Here is a 15,931-nt window from a genome sequence, read left to right as displayed (position 1 = left end):
GGTCGGCATCGTCGCCGGGCTAGCCGCGGGGGCGGAGCACAACCTCGTGGAGATGGCCGTCGGGCGGGGTGGCCACCACCTGGGCAACCACTTGCGCCACGGTGTCAGGCTGCAGGAATCGGCCCGGGTCGTATTCGTCGCCCTCGAAAGACACCAGCGCACGCTGCATGTCGGAGTCGGTGCGGCCGGGATACACGGTGGTCACCCGCAGCGCCGGTTCGCTCCCGCGCAGCGAATCGGCGAAGGCGCGCAGCGCGAACTTACTTGCCGAATACGAGGCCATCACAGGCAAAGCCGTGCGTCCTGCGCCAGAGTTGATGAACACCACTTGACCCTGCGCGCGCCGAAGCGCTGGCAGCAGCGCGAGCGTAAGGGCCACGGCGCCAATGACATTAACGTCTAACGTGGTGCGCCACTGGTCGACGGTGGAATCGGCAACCCGCCCCGGAAAGGTCACACCGGCGTTGTGCACCAGCACATCGAGGTCGCCGATCCAGGCCGTGGCGGCGGGGATCGCGTCGGCGTCGGTCAGGTCCAGTGGCACCGTCGTCGCGCCGAGCCGCTCTGCGGTGGCGTGCATCTGAGGCGAGGGCCGTCCGGCCAGCAGCAGGGTGTGCGTCGGCGCCAGGGCGGTGGCGATGGCGGCGCCGATCCCGCGGCTAGCACCGGTGATGAGCGCGGTCCGCATGCCTGCCACCTTAGGGGCAGCAAGCCGTATCGGCTTTACGCCTCGTCGCCGGCGGCCTGGGCAGGCGCCGGGGTTCCTACCGGCTCGCTGGCCGCCAGCCGCTCCAGCGGCGCCAGCGCTTTGGTCAGGGTCTCCAAGTCGGGCGCGGGGAGCTGGCTGAGCAGGGACGCCAGAGCCGCGATTCGGTTGGTCAGCGACTCGCGGTGAACGGCCAAGCCCCGCGGGGTGATGTCGACCAGGACGGCGCGTAGGTCCGATGGATCGCGCGAGCGCTTGACCAGGCCGATCCTCTCGAGCCTGCGGATCGCGACGGTCGTGGTGGGTGTTCGGACGCGTTCGTGCGCGGCGAGATCGGTCATCCGGATCGGACCCTGATCGAGCAGAGTGAACAGGATCGACAGCTGGGCCAGAGTGAGGTCCCCGGCGGCTTCCTTGCTGGCGCTGGGGTCGCCGCGGCGCAGGATCGAGAACAATTTGGACAGCGTGCGGTGAAGCCCCTCAGCCAGTTCGGTCTCCGACACCGTGGCCTCGCGTTCCGCCATAGTTCGCTAGTCTAACCTGTCTGGTGTTCAGCGGGCCTGGAAACCGGTTTTGCCGTCAAAGTACTTGCGACAAAAATCGCTGTAACCGCTCGGTTTCTGCCGCCTCGAAGATCTGGTCCGGCGGCCCGGTTTCGACTACCTGACCGTGGTCCATGAAGACGACGGTGTCGGATGTGGACTTGGCGAAACCCATTTCGTGGGTGACCACCAGCATCGTCATGCCGTCGGCGCCCAAGTCCGCGATCAGCGCCAGAATTCCCTTGACCAGTTCGGGATCCAGCGCCGAGGTCGCTTCATCGAAGAGCATCACTTGCGGCGCCATCGCCAGCGCCCGGGCGATCGCGACCCTTTGCTGCTGGCCGCCCGACACGGCACCGGGGCGGCAATCGGCCTTGTGCTTCATGCCGACGCGGTCAAGTTGCGCCAGCCCCAACTCGCGAGCCGCGTCGCCGGAGAGTCGTTTGAGCTTGCGCGGCGCCAGCATGACGTTGTCCAGGACGCTCAGATGCGGGAAAAGGTTAAAATGTTGAAACACCATGCCAATCCGCTGCCGAACCGTATTGGGATCGTCCTTCAAAACCGACTGACCGTCGAGCAAGATGTCGCCGCCGTCGGGTTCGTGCAATCGATTCAGCGCGCGCAGCAGGGTCGACTTTCCGGAGCCCGACGGGCCGATCACCGCCACCGTGTTGCCGGCGGGAGCGCTGATGTCTACACCGCGCAGCACTTTATTGCGGCCGAAGGATAAGTGAATCCCATTGCCCGCCAACGACACTGACTCGGTCACAGCATCTCCTGACTACTTGCCAATGCCAGCGGATCTTCCGGTTCGCCGGCGGCGGCCCGGCCGTGCCGAAGCCGGTTGTCGACGAGGTTGACCAGGTGGGTCAGCGGGATGGTCAATATCAGGTAGAACACCCCGGCCGCGACCAGCGGCGAGAGGCTGCCGGTCTGCGCGTTGAGGTCGCGGCCGACCTGGAACAGTTCGCGTTGGCCGGCGATCAGCCCGAGGAAGTACACCAGCGCGGAGGCTTTCAGCAACGCGATGAACTGGTTGACGAGCGCGGGCAGTACCCGGCGGATGCCCTGCGGGATCACCACCATGCGCATCGCGGTGTTGTAGCTCAGCCCGAGTGCGCGGGAGGCGTCCAGCTGCCCGGGTTCGACGCTCTGGATGCCGGATCGGAAGATCTCGCCCACATACGCGGCGGCCGTCAGGCCCAGGGCGGCGATGCCCAGCGGATACGGGTTGTTGTTCGTCAGTCCGCCCACGATCGGCCCGATTCCGAGCCCGATCAGCAAGATGATCACCACCTCGGGCAGGCCGCGGAAGATGTCGGTGTAGACCCGCGCCGGCCAGCGCAGCCAGCGGGTCCGCGAGACGCCCGCCACCGCGAGGCCCATACCGACCACCAGGCCGATCACACTGGAGCTGACGGTCAAGATCAGCGTGTTGGGTAGGCCCGTCGTCACCATCGCCGGGATGGCCTGCTTGTACAGATCCCAGTCGAAGAATTGGTCCCGCAGCTGGGCCAGAGTGGATTTCGGCTGCGCGGCCCCAGCCGCCTCCTCGCGGTGATTGTGTTTGGCGATCGCCGCGAAGTCCGGCAGGTGCGGCGTCGGTGCCGATTTCGATCCCGGCTTCCAGCCCGGCGGCAAGGGCCGGGGAACCCAGTCGGTATACAGCTGCGACCAGGTGCCGTCGGCGATGACGGCGTCCAAGCCGGCGTTCAGCGCATCGATCAGCGGCTGGTTGTCTTTGGCCACCGGGAACGCTATGAAACTGCCCGGACTAAACGTGTAGGCGGCGACGGTGGCGGTATCGCCGTGCCGCATCACTTTGGCCGCCTCCATTGCCGGCGCCACCCACGCGTCGATCTGATGGTTCTTCAGGCACGTGTACAGGGTGGTGAAGTCGGGGAATTTCACCGGCTGCACATGCACGGTGTCGACGACGTAGGCCTCTTCGACGGTGCCCTGAATGACGCCTATCCGCTGCCCCGCACCCAGTTTGTCGAAGCTGTCGAGCGACGAGCGGGACGGCACGATCAACGACAGGTAACCGAAGTCGTAGCCGTTGGTAAATCCGACTGTGCGGCGGCGTGCTTCGGTGGCGACGATCGACGACGAGGCGACGTCGAAGCGTCCCGTCGCCACTTGGGCGAGCAGGCCGGCGAATTCGGTGCCGGCGAAGACGACGTTCAGCCCCAGCTTCGCGGCGATCGCGCGCAGCAGCTCGTTGTCATAACCGGTGTAACGCCCCGTGGTGTTCAGGCAGCTGGTCGGGGGACCTCCCGGCTGGGTGCCGATGGTCAGGGTCCGCGGCGTGCGCAAGCCCAGCGCGTCGATGTTCACCGAACTCAACGGCTCGACGTTGGCAGTCGTGTAGTCGCGTTCCTCCGGCGGGCTGGCGGTGACCAGCTTCTCCGGCAGGGCGATCGCGCCCTCTTTGCCCGACGGCTTGCACAGGTTGTCGGCCGCCGTCGGCGCCATCGGAGCTAGACAATAGGTCAGCAGGACCACCGTGAACATCGCGAACAGCTTTGAACCGACACGGCCGACGTTGACGTCCATGAGCGCAAGATATCGGCCGACCGGGTTAGAACGCGAACGCGGGCTTCGTGGGCTTTCCTGCGGGGGCCAACACTCGGCGCCGCACGAGTTCGGCGATCATGACTTCGGCCATCAGCTCCGCGCAGGCGCTGCACGCGGCCCGGGCGGCGGCGGGGTCGCGGTGCCGGATCGCCGCGGTCTCGTCTTCGTAGAACGGCAGCATCTCGCCGACGATGTTCGGGTAGCTCACCAAGAACGCCCGCGGAATCAGGTTCTGCGAGGCGCGGATGGCCGCGTGCAGTCGCGGACCGGCGTACTGATCGTTAATGGCGCGTCGATACTCTCGGCCGGCCTGCTGGAATAGCCGCGGCTCCTTCGCGCTGCGCAGCGTCCGCATGGTGGAGTCGAGCTGGCCCAGGATGCGCGGGGTGGGGTTGGCGGCCGCGCGCGCCGAGGCCATGCCGTTGAGCACGCCGTGCAGCTCGTGGTGCTCGAGGATGGTGTCTTCGTCGAAGCGCTCGACGAACGCGCCCCGGTGATACCGGGTGGAGAGCACCCCGTCGTGTTCCAGCTGAACGATGGCTTCTTGGATGGGAACGCGGCTGATGCCCAGCTCCCTGGCGATCTCGTTGCGGTCGACCCGGTCACCCGTCCGCAGCTTGCCGATCAGCACCTGGTGGAGAATGTGGGCGACGACCTGGTCCTTCTCCTTCGCCCCGTATGTCTTAGGCATGCTCGGTGTTCCTAACGGCGGTCGCGCCAGCGACACAACGTCTCAGCGCCGGCCAGGTCGTAGTCCGGGCCGGAGGCACCGATGGTCAGCAGCGTCACACCGAGGTCGGTCAGCGCCTCGGCCTCGGCGATCAACGCGTCGGCACCCGCGCCTCCGGTTTCGCCGCCCACCGCCGCCGATCGTGCGATGGCGGCCGGATCACGCCCTACGACGGTGCAGTGGTCGGCCAGGACAGCCGACTTGGCGGGGTAGGAGTCGGCGGTGGCGAAGCTGTGCCAGATGTCCGCATGCTCGGCGACCAGTCGCAAGGTCTTCTTCTCACCCCCGCCGCCGATCAGCACTGGGACGTCGCGGGTGGGCGCCGGATTGAGCTTGCCCAGCCGGGATTCCATGCGCGGCAGCGCCGCGGCGAGATCGTCCAGCCGGCTGCCCGCGGTCCCGAACTCGTAGCCGTACTGGTCGTAGTCTTTGCGTTTCCAGCCCGAGCCGATACCCAAGATGAGGCGCCCGTCGGAAATGTGGTCGACGGTGCGGGCCATGTCGGCGAGCAGCTCCGGGTTGCGGTAGGAGTTGCAGCTGACCAGGGCGCCGATCTCGATGCGCGACGTCTGCTCGGCCCAGGCGGCAAGCATTGTCCAGCATTCGAAGTGGGCGCCGTCCGGATCACCATAGAGCGGAAAGAAGTGATCCCAGTTGAACGCGACGTCGACGCCGATGTCCTCGCAGCGACGGACCGCGTCACGGATGCTCTGGTAATGCGGGGCATGTTGCGGCTGAAGCTGTACACCGATACGCACGCCAGGTGAACTCATGCCACCAAACTAGGCGCTGAGACTCAGCCGCCGTCAGAGAACTCCGCGCAGGAGGTCGACCAGTGCGCGGGGTTGGTCGCTTTGCACCGAATGCCCGGAATTCTCGACGACCTGCACACCGCGAAACGACCGCGCGCGTCGCCCGAGTTCGTCGGCGTCCTCGTCGGAGACGAAGCCCGATTTGCCGCCGCGTACCAGCGTGATTGGCGCGGACAACCCGGCGACGTCGTCCCACAGGCTGTCAAAGTCGGGGAATTCTCGGATGGTGTCGTAGCGCCAGGTCCAGCGGCCGTCGTCGAGCCGGTGTGAGTTGTGGAATACGCCGCGGCGCAACGATTTCGGGTCGCGGTGCGGCGCCGCGGCGGTAGTCAACTCGAGCATCGCCGCAAAGCTGGGGAACTCCCGGTCACCGTGCATCAGCGCCACCGTGCCTTGCTGTTCGGCGGTCATCTCGGCGTGCCGGCGCAACGCTGACGGGGTGACGTCGACGAGGACGAGCTCGCGCACCAGCTGCGGCGCGACCGCGCCCAACCCGATCGCGGTCAGCCCGCCCAGCGACATGCCGACGACGAGGTCGGCGTCCGGCGCGAGCTCACTCAGCACCGGTGCCAATGCTGCGGCGTTGTGCTGCGGCGAGTAGTCGCCGTCCTCCCGCCACGCCGAATGCCCATGGCCGGGCAGGTCCACCGCCAAAGCCGGCTGCCCCAAACCGAGGATCACGGTGTCCCAGGTGTGCGCGTTCTGCCCGCCGCCGTGCAAGAAGATGACCCGCGGTGAGGAGTCACCCCATTGCAGTGCGCTGACGGCGCCGGTATCGATCCGCCGTACCTGGGGCAATGGTCCTTCGACGCCGGCCTGCTCTGCGTTCTCGGGCAACAACGCGAACTCGGGTAGTCCAACCAGTTCGTCGTCGGAAATGTCGGTCACGTCTCTGACACTACGATGGCGTCGTCGACCCCCATGGGTTGGTCTGCGTCACCGCTTCGCCACCAAGCGCCTAATCCCGCAGCGATCAACGCTGATGTGCTTGCGGCTGCGGCGATGAACTCCCAGCCGTGCCTGATGGTGGTCAGGTCGATACCCGGTTGGTAGATCATGGTCAAGACCGCGGTGCCCAAGACGGTGCCTAGTTGCCGGGCGGTGTTTGTCAATCGCCGACCACTTGCTGACTGCCGCGGCGCGACGCGACGCGGGGACGGCGGCCATCAGCAGCGCGAGCGAACTGGGCATCAGCATCGCCGCGCCGAGGGCCTGAACGACGCGGGAGGCGACCAACATGACGAACGACCCTGACAACCCGCAGGCGGCCGATCCCACGGTGAACACGACCAGACCGCACAGGAAGACGCGGCGATGCCCGTAGCGGTCTCCGAGCCGGCCGGCGGGGTTGAGAAAGGCGGCGAACACGATGGTGTAGCCATTGAGAATCCACGACATCGCGCCGAGATCGGGGTTGCCGAAGGCCGTGCGGATCTCCGGGAAGGCGATGTTGACGATGAACAAGTCCAGGCTGGCGAGAAAGGCCGCGACGGACACCACGAGGACTGTCGCTGTCGAACGCGCCGAAGATGTGGCGTCGCGACCCCGGTAATCCGTGAGGCTGGCCACAGGGCGCCCGGATACTCGCTGCAACGCAAACCGGCCCGCCACTTCGGTGGCGGGCCGGTTGTCGCGAGACGCTAGTCGGCGTCGATGATGAACTCTTCGAGCTGGGCGCGCGCAACGTCGTCGGGCAGCTGCTGCGGCGGGCTCTTCATCAGGTAAGCCGATGCCGGGATCACCGGTCCACCGATGCCGCGGTCCTTGGCGATCTTGGCCGCCCGGACCGCGTCGATGATCACGCCGGCTGAGTTCGGCGAGTCCCACACCTCGAGCTTGTACTCCAGGTTCAGCGGCACGTCACCGAAGGCACGGCCCTCCAGCCGGACGTAAGCCCACTTGCGGTCGTCGAGCCAGCCGACGTGATCGGACGGGCCGATGTGGACGTCTTTGGTCTTGAACTCCCGCTGCAGATTCGACGTGACGGCCTGCGTCTTGGAGATCTTCTTCGACTCCAGCCGCTCACGCTCGAGCATGTTCAAGAAGTCCATGTTGCCGCCGACGTTGAGCTGCATGGTGCGGTCGAGTTGCACGCCGCGGTCCTCGAACAGCTTGGCCATCACGCGGTGGGTGATCGTCGCGCCGACCTGGCTCTTGATGTCGTCACCGACGATCGGCACGCCGGCGTCGGTGAACTTCTTGGCCCACACCGGGTCGGACGCGATGAACACCGGCAGCGCGTTGACGAATGCCACCCCGGCGTCGATCGCGCACTGGGCGTAGAACTTGTCGGCTTCTTCGGAGCCCACCGGCAGGTAGGAGACCAGCACGTCGACCTTGGCGTCGCGCAGCACCTTGACCACGTCGACGGCCTCGGTGTCAGAGATCTCGATGGTCTCGGCGTAGTACTTGCCGATGCCGTCGAGAGTCGGGCCGCGTTGCACCGTCACGTTGGTGGGGGGCACGTCGGCGATCTTGATGGTGTTGTTCTCCGACGCGAAAATCGCCTCGGACAGGTCGAAGCCGACCTTCTTGGCGTCCACGTCGAATGCGGCGACGAACTTCACGTCGCGAACGTGGTACTGGCCGAACGTCACGTGCATCAAGCCGGGCACAGTGCTGTTCTCGTCGGCGTCGTAGTAATACTGCACGCCCTGGACCAGCGAGGACGCGCAGTTGCCGACGCCGACAATAGCGACCCGGACCTCGGGCCGCGCCCCGGGCGCCCCTAGCGGCTTGTGCTCACTCATACCGCGTTCTCCTTAACTCATATCTGTGTGGTGGATGGTGTGGTCTACCGGCTCTAGGACTGCTCAGCGCGGCGTTGCGCTAATAGTTCTGCCGCGATCAACTCGTTGAGCCAATTGACTTCGCGCTCGCTGGACTCCAACCCGAGTTGATGTAGCTGGCGGGTGTAGCGGTCTAACGAGTTACTGGCCCGCGCCACTGCTTCACGCAGGCCTTCCCGGCGTTCTTCGACCTGGCGACGACGGCCTTCCAAGATGCGCATCCGCGCCGCGGCCGGAGTGCGGTTGAAAAATGCCAGGTGCACGCCGAAGCCGTCGTCCGTGTAGTTGTGCGGGCCGGTGTCGGCCACCAGCTCGTTGAAGCGCTTGCGGCCGTCATCGGTCAATTCGTAGACGCGCCGGGCACGCCGCACCGGCATCCCGGCGGGCGCGGCGTTCTCGGCGATCAGCCCGTCCGCCTGCATCCGTCGCAGCGCGGGGTAGAGCGAACCATAGGAAAACGCCCGGAACGCCCCGAGCAGACCGGTCAGCCGTTTGCGCAGCTCGTAGCCATGCATCGGTGACTCGAGCAAGAGTCCCAGGATGGCGAGCTCCAGCATCGAGTCGCCTCCTTTGCTCGGTCCGGTGCGACAGTTTATGTCGCGTAACTGTCTCGCGTCATAGTATCGACTCGATATATTCGCCGCCACTCCAGCTGGAGTTCTCGCTCTGTTCAGCCGCTTTTTCCGGGCCGTCAGGAGGGCGGGGTTGGTGACCCGCTCGAAGGTGCCCTGGCCGGCGGTCGGGTTGTAATCACCGTGGTTGCAAGCCTGTTAGTGGCCGTCGCTAGCAGGCATAAACAAATAGCGTGTCGATACATCTTCATTGGTTTCTGCCCACCTACGGGGATTCTCGCGACCTCATCGCCGGTGGTCACGGAGGCAATATGCACGGCGACCGGCCGGCCGATCTGAGATACCTGATCCAGCTCGCCCAGGCCGCCGAGAGCAACGGCTTCGAGGCGGTGCTCACACCCACCGGGTTGTGGTGCGAAGACGCCTGGCTGACCACGGCCATGCTGATCAACAGCACCGAGTCGCTGAAGTACCTGGTGGCGTTCCGTCCAGGGCTGATCAGTCCCACGCTGGCCGCGCAGATGGCGTCGACCTTTCAATGGCACTCCCAGGGCCGGCTGCTGCTGAACGTGGTCACCGGCGGCGAAAGCATCGAGCAGCGGGCGTTCGGCGACTTCCTGGAGAAGCGGGACCGTTACGCGCGATGTGGCGAGTTCCTCGATATCGTCCGCAGGCTGTGGACGTCCGACGATCCGGTGACCGTGGCCGGCGAACATCTGCGCGTCGAGCAGGTGTCGCTGGGGCGCCGTCCCGATCCGCTGCCTGCCGTCTTTTTCGGCGGGTCCTCACCGGAGGCCGGCCAGGTCGCGGCCAGGTACGCCGACACCTACCTGACCTGGGGCGAGCCGCCCGCGCAGGTCAGCGAGAAGCTCAACTGGATCCGCGGTCTGGCCAAGGCGCGGGGCCGGAAACTCAGCTACGGCATCCGGTTACACGTCATCTCGCGCGACACCAGCGAGCAGGCCTGGTCCGAGGCGCAGCGGCTGCTGAGCGCGCTGAACCCGGAGACCGTGGCCGCGGCGCAACAGTCACTCGCCCGGTCGGAGTCCGAGGGACAACGTCGGATGCGCCAATTACACGGTGGCGGTGAAGATTTCGGTGTCGGGGTGGATGCCCGACGGCTGGAGATCTACCCCAATCTGTGGTCCGGTGTTGGTCTGGTTCGCGGCGGCGCAGGCACCGCCCTGGTCGGTTCGCACTCAGAGGTCGCCGACCGGATCGCCGAGTACGCGGAGCTGGGCCTGGACCACTTCATCCTTTCCGGTTATCCACACCTCGAGGAGGCCTACATCTTCGGGGAAGGAGTCCGCCCGCTCCTCGCCCGGCGGGGCCTGCTGGGTGACGGTGCCGACCTGGCCGGCCCGACCGGGCCGGCCCGCTCCGCGTTCCTCCCGCACGTCGGAGACGTCAGTGCTTCTTAGCGCGGTTACCGACCCCGCGCCGCCCGATGATGACGGCACCGCAGCGTTGCCGACCGCCGCGCAAGTCGGGACTCTCGCACCCGTGCTGCTGGTGACGCTGCGGATTATCCAGGGCTTCGCCTTGGGCGGGGAGTGGGCCGGCGCGATGCTGTTGGCGGTCGAGCACAGCCCGGACGATCGCCGCGGCATCTACGGCAGTGCCCCGCAGATCGGGCTGGCACTCGGCCTGGCGCTGGGGACGGGTGTGTTCGCGACGCTGCAGTTGCTGCTGCCCGCGCACGCATTCGCCAGTTACGGGTGGCGCATCGCCTTTCTGCTCAGCTTCGTGCTGGTGTTCTTCGGATTGCTGGTGCGATTACTGGTGGCCGAAACACCGGCTTTTCGGGCGATGGAGGCGCGGGCCGAGCGCTCGGCCGTTCCGGTGCGTGAGGTATTCACCCCGCCGGCGCTGCGCTAGACCCTTCTGGGTCTGATATCCCGCTGGGCTGAGGGAGCCGCATTCAACACCTGGGGGGTGTTCGCCATCGCGTATGCCACCGGCACCCTCGGCCTCGGAAAAATTCAAGTGCTGATCGTGGTCACCGTCGCCGCCTTGGTGATGGCAGTGCTGCTTCCGGTGGCAGGCCGGCTGGCGGACCGGTTCGGCGCGCGGGTGATCTACGCCACCGGTATTGCGGCGTTCGGGCTGACTACCTTCCCGGTCTTCGCACTCTTCAATACCCGCAACATCGTGTGGTTCGCGGTGGGCATGGTGGTGGCGTTCGGCGTGATTCACGCCTGGTTCTATGGGCCGCAGGGCACCCTGTACGCGTCGCTGTTCCCCACCCGCATCCGGTACACCGGCCTGTCCACCGTCTATCAGGTGTCCGGAATTTATGCGTCCGGTCTCACACCGCTGATTCTGACCAGTCTCATCGCGGCAGGCCACGGCGCACCGTGGTACGCCTGCGGCTACCTGGTTGCGACGGCGGTGCTCAGCGTGGGGGCGACAGTCCTGCTCAACCCACGATGACCCCGGATGGGGCCCGCGCGGGCACGGCCACGAAGGCACACGGAGTGGCCGGGCAATCTCTCGGCATCGGTCCTTCGGACGTACTCTGGTCATCGTGCGATTGCAGCGACAGGTAGTCGACTACGCGCTTCGGCGGCGCTCACTGCTGGCCGAGGTCTATTCGGGTCGGACCGGTGTCTCCGAGGTGTGTGACGCCCACCCGTACTTGCTGCGCGCTGCGAAATTCCACGGGAAGCTCAGCTCGGTGATGTGCCCGATCTGCCGGAAGGAACAGCTCACGCTGGTGTCGTGGGTATTCGGCGACCACCTGGGCGCGGTATCCGGTTCGGCGCGCACCGCCGAAGAATTGGTCGTGCTGGCATCCCGTTACGAAGAGTTCTCCGTACACGTGGTGGAGGTATGCCGGACCTGCAGTTGGAATCACTTGGTCAAGTCGTATGTGCTCGGCGCAGCGCGCCCGGCCCGCCCTCCCAAGGGCACTCGGACAGCGCGCAACGGCGCGCGCACGGCCAGTGAATAACGAAGGACAGCAAGACCACTCGGCCGCTGAAACCCCGAACGGGTCGGGGGCCGACGGTGGGCCCAAGGACTCCTCCGTTGAAAATGGAGGTGGTCAGGGACCGACGCCCGGCTCACCGCCCCGGCAGCGCTCCGCGGTTCCCCCCGACGACCGGTTGACCACGATCCTGCCTCCGGTCAGGGACGACACGTCGGGTCCGCTACGGGATCCGATCGAGGAGGTCAAGGCCGCGCTGGATGGCCGGCCGCCGGCCAGGGCGACGGAACGGCGCGACCCGCTCGAGTTGGCCACGGCGGCGCTGGAAGCCAGGGCGCCACGGCGTCACCGAGACCCGACCGGCGGGGGCGGCGGCGGCCGCCCGCCGGGTCCACCGCGGCGGAAGCTGCCACTGCCGGACTGGGGCTGGGTCCAGCGGATCGACTGGACGTGGCTGCACCGCATCAGCTGGACGGGGGTCCGTCGCGGGCTTTACGTCGCCGCCGCGGTGCTGCTGCTGTTGCCGATCGTCACCTTCGCGATGGCCTACTTCATCGTCGACATTCCCAAGCCCGGCGACATCCGCACCAACCAGGTCTCGACGATCCTTGCCAGTGACGGCTCAGAGCTGGCCAAAATTGTTCCACCGGAAGGCAATCGCGAGGACGTCAGCATCAACCAGGTGCCGGTGCACGTGCGGCAGGCGGTGATCGCGGCCGAGGACCGCAACTTCTACTCCAACCCCGGCTTCTCGTTCACCGGCTTCGCGCGGGCGTTTAAGAACAACATCTTCGGTGGCGACACGCAGGGCGGGTCGACGATCACCCAGCAGTACGTGAAGAACGCGTTGGTGGGATCACAGCGCGCCGGAGTCGGCGGCCTGATCCGCAAGGCCAAGGAACTCGTCATCGCCACCAAGATGTCGGGCGAATGGTCCAAAGACGATGTGCTGCAGGCCTACCTCAACATCATTTACTTCGGCCGAGGTGCCTACGGGATATCGGCGGCGTCCAAGGCCTACTTCGGCAAGCCCGTCGATCAGCTCACCGTGGCCGACGGAGCACTGCTGGCGGCGCTGATCCAGCGTCCCTCGACACTGGACCCCGCAGTGGACCTCCCGGGCGCCAAGCTGCGGTGGAACTGGGTGCTCGACGGCATGGTGGACATCGGCGCACTGTCGCCGAAGGATCGGGCGGCGCAAGCGTTTCCGCCGACGGTGCCGCCCGATCAGGCCCGCGCGCAAAACCAGACCACCGGACCCAACGGGTTGATCGAGCGGCAGGTGACCAGAGAGCTGCTTGACCTGTTCAACATCGACGAGCAGACGCTGAACACCCAGGGACTGCAGGTCACCACCACCATCGATCCGCAAGCGCAGAAGGCCGCGGAGGACGCGGTGTCGAAGTACATGGACGGGCAGGCCCCCGACATGCGCACTGCCGTCGTCTCCATCGATCCGCACAACGGCGCGGTGAAGGCTTACTACGGCGGTGATGATGCCCACGGCTTCGACTTCGCCCAAGCCGGGCTGCAGACCGGGTCGTCGTTCAAGGTGTTCGCGCTGATCGCCGCGCTGGAGCAGGGCATCGGTCTGGGCTATCAGGTGGACAGCTCACCGCTGACGGTCAACGGCATCAAGATCAGCAACGTCGAGGGTGAGGGCTGCGGAACCTGCAATATCGCCGAGGCGCTCAAGCGGTCGCTGAACACCTCGTACTACCGGCTGATGCTCAAGCTGAAAAACGGTCCGGACGACGTCGCGGACGCCGCACACCAGGCGGGCATTGCGACCGGCTTCCCCGGTGTTGAGCACACGCTGTCCGAAGACGGCAAGGGTGGCCCGCCCAACAACGGAATCGTGTTGGGCCAGTATCAGACCCGGGTGATCGACATGGCATCGGCATACGCCACGCTGGCCGCATCGGGTGTGTATCACCGACCGCATTTCGTGCAAAAGGTGGTCAGCTCCGAGGGCCGGGTGTTGTTTGACGCCACCGGCTCCGACAACTCCGGCGAACAGCGGATCCCCAAGGACGTCGCCGACAACGTCACGTCGGCGATGCAGCCGATCGCCGCGTATTCGCGCGGCCACACGTTGGCCGGCGGACGGCCGTCGGCAGCCAAGACCGGCACCACGCAGTTGGGTGACACCGACGCCGACAAAGACGCCTGGATGGTCGGCTACACCCCGTCGCTCTCGACCGCGGTATGGGTGGGCACGGTCACCGGCGACAAGCCACTGGTCAACAAGTGGGGCTCGCCGATCTTCGGTTCGGGCCTGCCGTCGGACATCTGGAAGGCAACCATGGACGGTGCCCTCAAGGGCACCACAACGGAGTCCTTCCCCAAGCCGGCCGAGATCGGTGGCTACGCCGGGGCGCCGGCCGCGCCGCCACCGCCACCTGCGCCGCCGCAGATGACGGTCATCCAGCCGACGATTGAGGTGGCACCGGGCATCACGATCCCGGTCGGTCCGCCCACCACCGTCCCGGTCGGGCCGGTGCCGGCACCTGCGCCGCTGCCACCGGAAGCACCCGAGCCTGCTCCGCCGCCGCCGTGACCGGCGCCGGGACGGGCCGCGCAGGCGTTTCGCCGCGGCCCTTGGCCGCCGACTTGCGCTCCGCTGACGACCGCGATTGCCCCAGTCGCACCGACATTCTGGGAGCGGCGCTGTCCGACGTCGTGGGCGGCCCGGTGGGCCGGCACGCGATGATAGGGCGCACCGCTTTCCTCACCCCGTTGCGAGTGATGTTTTTGATCGCGCTGGTGTTTTTGGCGCTGGGTTGGTCGACGAAAGCGGCGTGCTTGCAAAGCAGCGGGACCGGGCCGGGTGACCAGCGGGTCGCCAACTGGCAGAACCAGCGCGCCTATTACGAGCTGTGCTACTCCGACACCGTGCCACTGTACGGCGCGGAGTTGTTGAGCCAGGGCAAGTTTCCGTACAAGGCCAGCTGGGTCGAGAAGGACGCCGACGGCAAGCCGCAGACCCGCTATGACGGCCGGCCCGCGGTGCGCTACATGGAGTATCCGGTGCTCACCGGGGTGTATCAGTACATCTCGATGGCGCTGGCCAAGACCTACACCGTGGTGAGCAAACTGATCGGGCTACCGATGATCGCCGAGGTGGTGATCTTTTTCGATGTCGCCGCACTCGGGCTGGCGTTGGCTTGGCTGACGACGTTGTGGGTCACCGCGGGGCTGGCGGGCCGTCGGGTGTGGGACGCGGCGCTGGTCGGCGCGTCGCCGCTGGTGATCTTTCAGATGTTCACGAATTTCGACGCGCTGGCAACGGCTTTGGCGATTGGCGGGCTGCTGGCGTGGGCGCGACGGCGACCGGTACTGGCCGGGGTGCTGATCGGGCTGGGTGTCGCGGCCAAGCTGTATCCGGTGTTGTTGTTGGGCCCGCTGCTGGTGCTGGGCATCCGCACGGGGCGGCTTCGTGAGCTGGCCCGCACCGCAGCTGCGACGGTGGCGACGTGGCTGGCGGTGAACCTGCCGGTGATGGTGCTCTTTCCCCGGGGTTGGTCGGAGTTTTTCCGGCTGAACGCCCGCCGCGCCGATGACATGGATTCGCTGTTCAACGTCGTCAAGTCGTTCAGCGGCTGGCAGGGCTTCGATCCGAAGCTGGGTTTTTGGCAGCCGCCGCAGGTTCTGAACATGGTCGTGTTGGCGCTGTTCGTGGTGTCGTGTGCGGCAATCGGTTACGTCGCACTGACGGCTCCGCAGCGACCACGCGTTGCCCAGCTGGCGTTCTTGGTGGTGGCGGCGTTTCTCTTGACGAACAAAGTGTGGAGTCCGCAGTTCTCATTGTGGCTGGTGCCGCTGGCGGTGCTGGCGTTGCCGCACCGCCGAATCCTGTTGACGTGGATGACGATCGACGCGCTGGTGTGGGTGCCGCGGATGTACTACCTCTACAGCGTGCCCAACCGCGGGTTGCCCGAGCAGTGGTTCACCGCCACGGTGCTGCTGCGTGACGTCGCGGTGCTGGCCCTGTGCGCACTGGTGGTCCGCCAGATCTACCGGCCCGAGGAGGATCTGGTGCGCTGGAGTGGACGGGTGGACGATCCGGCGGGCGGGGTGTTCGACCGGGCCGGCGATGCGCCACCCAGCTGGCTGGCGCCCTGGCTGCGTCCGGCCCGGCTACGACAACCGGCCCTGTCCAGCGCCGCGGCCGAAGTGGATTTCGCAGGCTCGGCCCCCGTCCGGTAGCCTGGGTCGGTTGCCGACGCAGGCGACCCTCCTGCCACGGAAAAGACCGTGGCCGCACACGACCA

The 15,931-nt window shown here is 66.6% G+C and carries 14 protein-coding genes and 1 pseudogene; 5 read left to right on the top strand and 10 right to left on the bottom strand.

What is annotated here, in order from left to right; genetic code table 11:
- Positions 1-19: 19 nt before the first annotated feature.
- The 10 genes from ACLQI9_RS19100 to ACLQI9_RS19055 all read right to left on the bottom strand — a co-directional run bounded on the left by ACLQI9_RS19100 (position 20) and on the right by ACLQI9_RS19055 (position 8,713).
- Positions 20-688, bottom strand: coding sequence for an SDR family oxidoreductase (locus ACLQI9_RS19100; protein WP_442382796.1), 669 nt, complete (start codon positions 686-688; stop codon positions 20-22).
- Positions 689-723: 35 nt separating this feature from the next.
- A complete protein-coding gene (locus ACLQI9_RS19095) occupies positions 724-1,230 on the bottom strand; it encodes a MarR family winged helix-turn-helix transcriptional regulator (RefSeq protein ID WP_442382795.1) in 507 nt (168 codons plus the stop codon).
- A 55-nt stretch (positions 1,231-1,285) separates the two neighbouring features.
- Positions 1,286-2,017, bottom strand: coding sequence for an amino acid ABC transporter ATP-binding protein (locus ACLQI9_RS19090; RefSeq protein ID WP_442382794.1), 732 nt, complete (start codon positions 2,015-2,017; stop codon positions 1,286-1,288).
- Positions 2,014-3,804, bottom strand: coding sequence for an ABC transporter substrate-binding protein/permease (locus ACLQI9_RS19085; protein WP_442382793.1), 1,791 nt, complete (start codon positions 3,802-3,804; stop codon positions 2,014-2,016). Before ACLQI9_RS19085 ends, ACLQI9_RS19090 begins: the two co-directional genes overlap by 4 nt.
- 25 nt (positions 3,805-3,829) lie before the next feature.
- On the bottom strand, positions 3,830-4,516 hold the full coding sequence (locus ACLQI9_RS19080) for a GntR family transcriptional regulator (RefSeq protein ID WP_442382792.1): 687 nt from the start codon (positions 4,514-4,516) through the stop codon (positions 3,830-3,832).
- A gap of 11 nt (positions 4,517-4,527) precedes the next feature.
- Complete coding sequence (locus ACLQI9_RS19075; protein ID WP_442382791.1) at positions 4,528-5,328, bottom strand: LLM class F420-dependent oxidoreductase; 801 nt, start codon at positions 5,326-5,328, stop codon at positions 4,528-4,530.
- A gap of 33 nt (positions 5,329-5,361) precedes the next feature.
- Complete coding sequence (locus tag ACLQI9_RS19070) at positions 5,362-6,255, bottom strand: alpha/beta fold hydrolase (protein WP_442392003.1); 894 nt, start codon at positions 6,253-6,255, stop codon at positions 5,362-5,364.
- Positions 6,256-6,303: 48 nt separating this feature from the next.
- Positions 6,304-6,864 (bottom strand): MFS transporter, encoded by a 561-nt coding sequence (locus tag ACLQI9_RS19065; protein WP_442392002.1) that lies wholly within the window; start codon positions 6,862-6,864, stop codon positions 6,304-6,306.
- Between the two features lie 143 nt (positions 6,865-7,007).
- Positions 7,008-8,117 carry an inositol-3-phosphate synthase gene (locus ACLQI9_RS19060; protein ID WP_442392001.1) on the bottom strand — a complete coding sequence of 370 codons (1,110 nt, stop codon included), beginning with the start codon at positions 8,115-8,117 and terminating at the stop codon, positions 7,008-7,010.
- A 53-nt stretch (positions 8,118-8,170) separates the two neighbouring features.
- On the bottom strand, positions 8,171-8,713 hold the full coding sequence (locus ACLQI9_RS19055; protein ID WP_442383141.1) for a PadR family transcriptional regulator: 543 nt from the start codon (positions 8,711-8,713) through the stop codon (positions 8,171-8,173).
- A 248-nt stretch (positions 8,714-8,961) separates the two neighbouring features.
- Between ACLQI9_RS19055 and ACLQI9_RS19050 the strand changes: the two genes are divergently transcribed.
- The 5 genes and pseudogenes from ACLQI9_RS19050 (at position 8,962) to ACLQI9_RS19030 (ending at position 15,866) form a co-directional block, all read left to right on the top strand.
- Entirely contained in the window at positions 8,962-10,149 is a 1,188-nt protein-coding gene (locus ACLQI9_RS19050; RefSeq protein WP_442383143.1) for an LLM class flavin-dependent oxidoreductase, read from the top strand.
- 46 nt (positions 10,150-10,195) lie between these two features.
- Positions 10,196-11,161, top strand: a pseudogene (locus tag ACLQI9_RS19045) (MFS transporter); the annotation flags it as partial.
- 94 nt (positions 11,162-11,255) lie between these two features.
- Positions 11,256-11,681 (top strand): DUF5318 family protein, encoded by a 426-nt coding sequence (locus ACLQI9_RS19040; protein WP_442392000.1) that lies wholly within the window; start codon positions 11,256-11,258, stop codon positions 11,679-11,681.
- Positions 11,674-14,217, top strand: a complete 2,544-nt coding sequence (locus ACLQI9_RS19035; protein WP_442391999.1) for a transglycosylase domain-containing protein — start codon at positions 11,674-11,676, stop codon at positions 14,215-14,217. Before ACLQI9_RS19040 ends, ACLQI9_RS19035 begins: the two co-directional genes overlap by 8 nt.
- On the top strand, positions 14,214-15,866 hold the full coding sequence (locus tag ACLQI9_RS19030) for a glycosyltransferase family 87 protein (protein WP_442391998.1): 1,653 nt from the start codon (positions 14,214-14,216) through the stop codon (positions 15,864-15,866). Before ACLQI9_RS19035 ends, ACLQI9_RS19030 begins: the two co-directional genes overlap by 4 nt.
- Positions 15,867-15,931 lie beyond the last annotated feature (65 nt).

The organism is Mycobacterium sp., assembly GCF_052143115.1.
Lineage (GTDB): Bacteria > Actinomycetota > Actinomycetes > Mycobacteriales > Mycobacteriaceae > Mycobacterium.
Note: the sequence above shows the minus strand (reverse complement) of the source record. Positions and strands in the feature narration are given on the sequence as shown.

Bases quoted from the DNA above. Each gene is read 5' to 3' on its own strand.
- ACLQI9_RS19100 (WP_442382796.1), bottom strand. From the start codon at position 688: ATGCGGACCGCGCTCATCACCGGTGCTAGCCGCGGGATCGGCGCCGCC.
- ACLQI9_RS19095 (WP_442382795.1), bottom strand. From the start codon at position 1,230: ATGGCGGAACGCGAGGCCACGGTGTCGGAGACCGAACTGGCTGAGGGG.
- ACLQI9_RS19085 (WP_442382793.1), bottom strand. From the start codon at position 3,804: ATGGACGTCAACGTCGGCCGTGTCGGTTCAAAGCTGTTCGCGATGTTC.
- ACLQI9_RS19080 (WP_442382792.1), bottom strand. From the start codon at position 4,516: ATGCCTAAGACATACGGGGCGAAGGAGAAGGACCAGGTCGTCGCCCAC.
- ACLQI9_RS19075 (WP_442382791.1), bottom strand. From the start codon at position 5,328: ATGAGTTCACCTGGCGTGCGTATCGGTGTACAGCTTCAGCCGCAACAT.
- ACLQI9_RS19060 (WP_442392001.1), bottom strand. From the start codon at position 8,117: ATGAGTGAGCACAAGCCGCTAGGGGCGCCCGGGGCGCGGCCCGAGGTC.
- ACLQI9_RS19055 (WP_442383141.1), bottom strand. From the start codon at position 8,713: ATGCTGGAGCTCGCCATCCTGGGACTCTTGCTCGAGTCACCGATGCAT.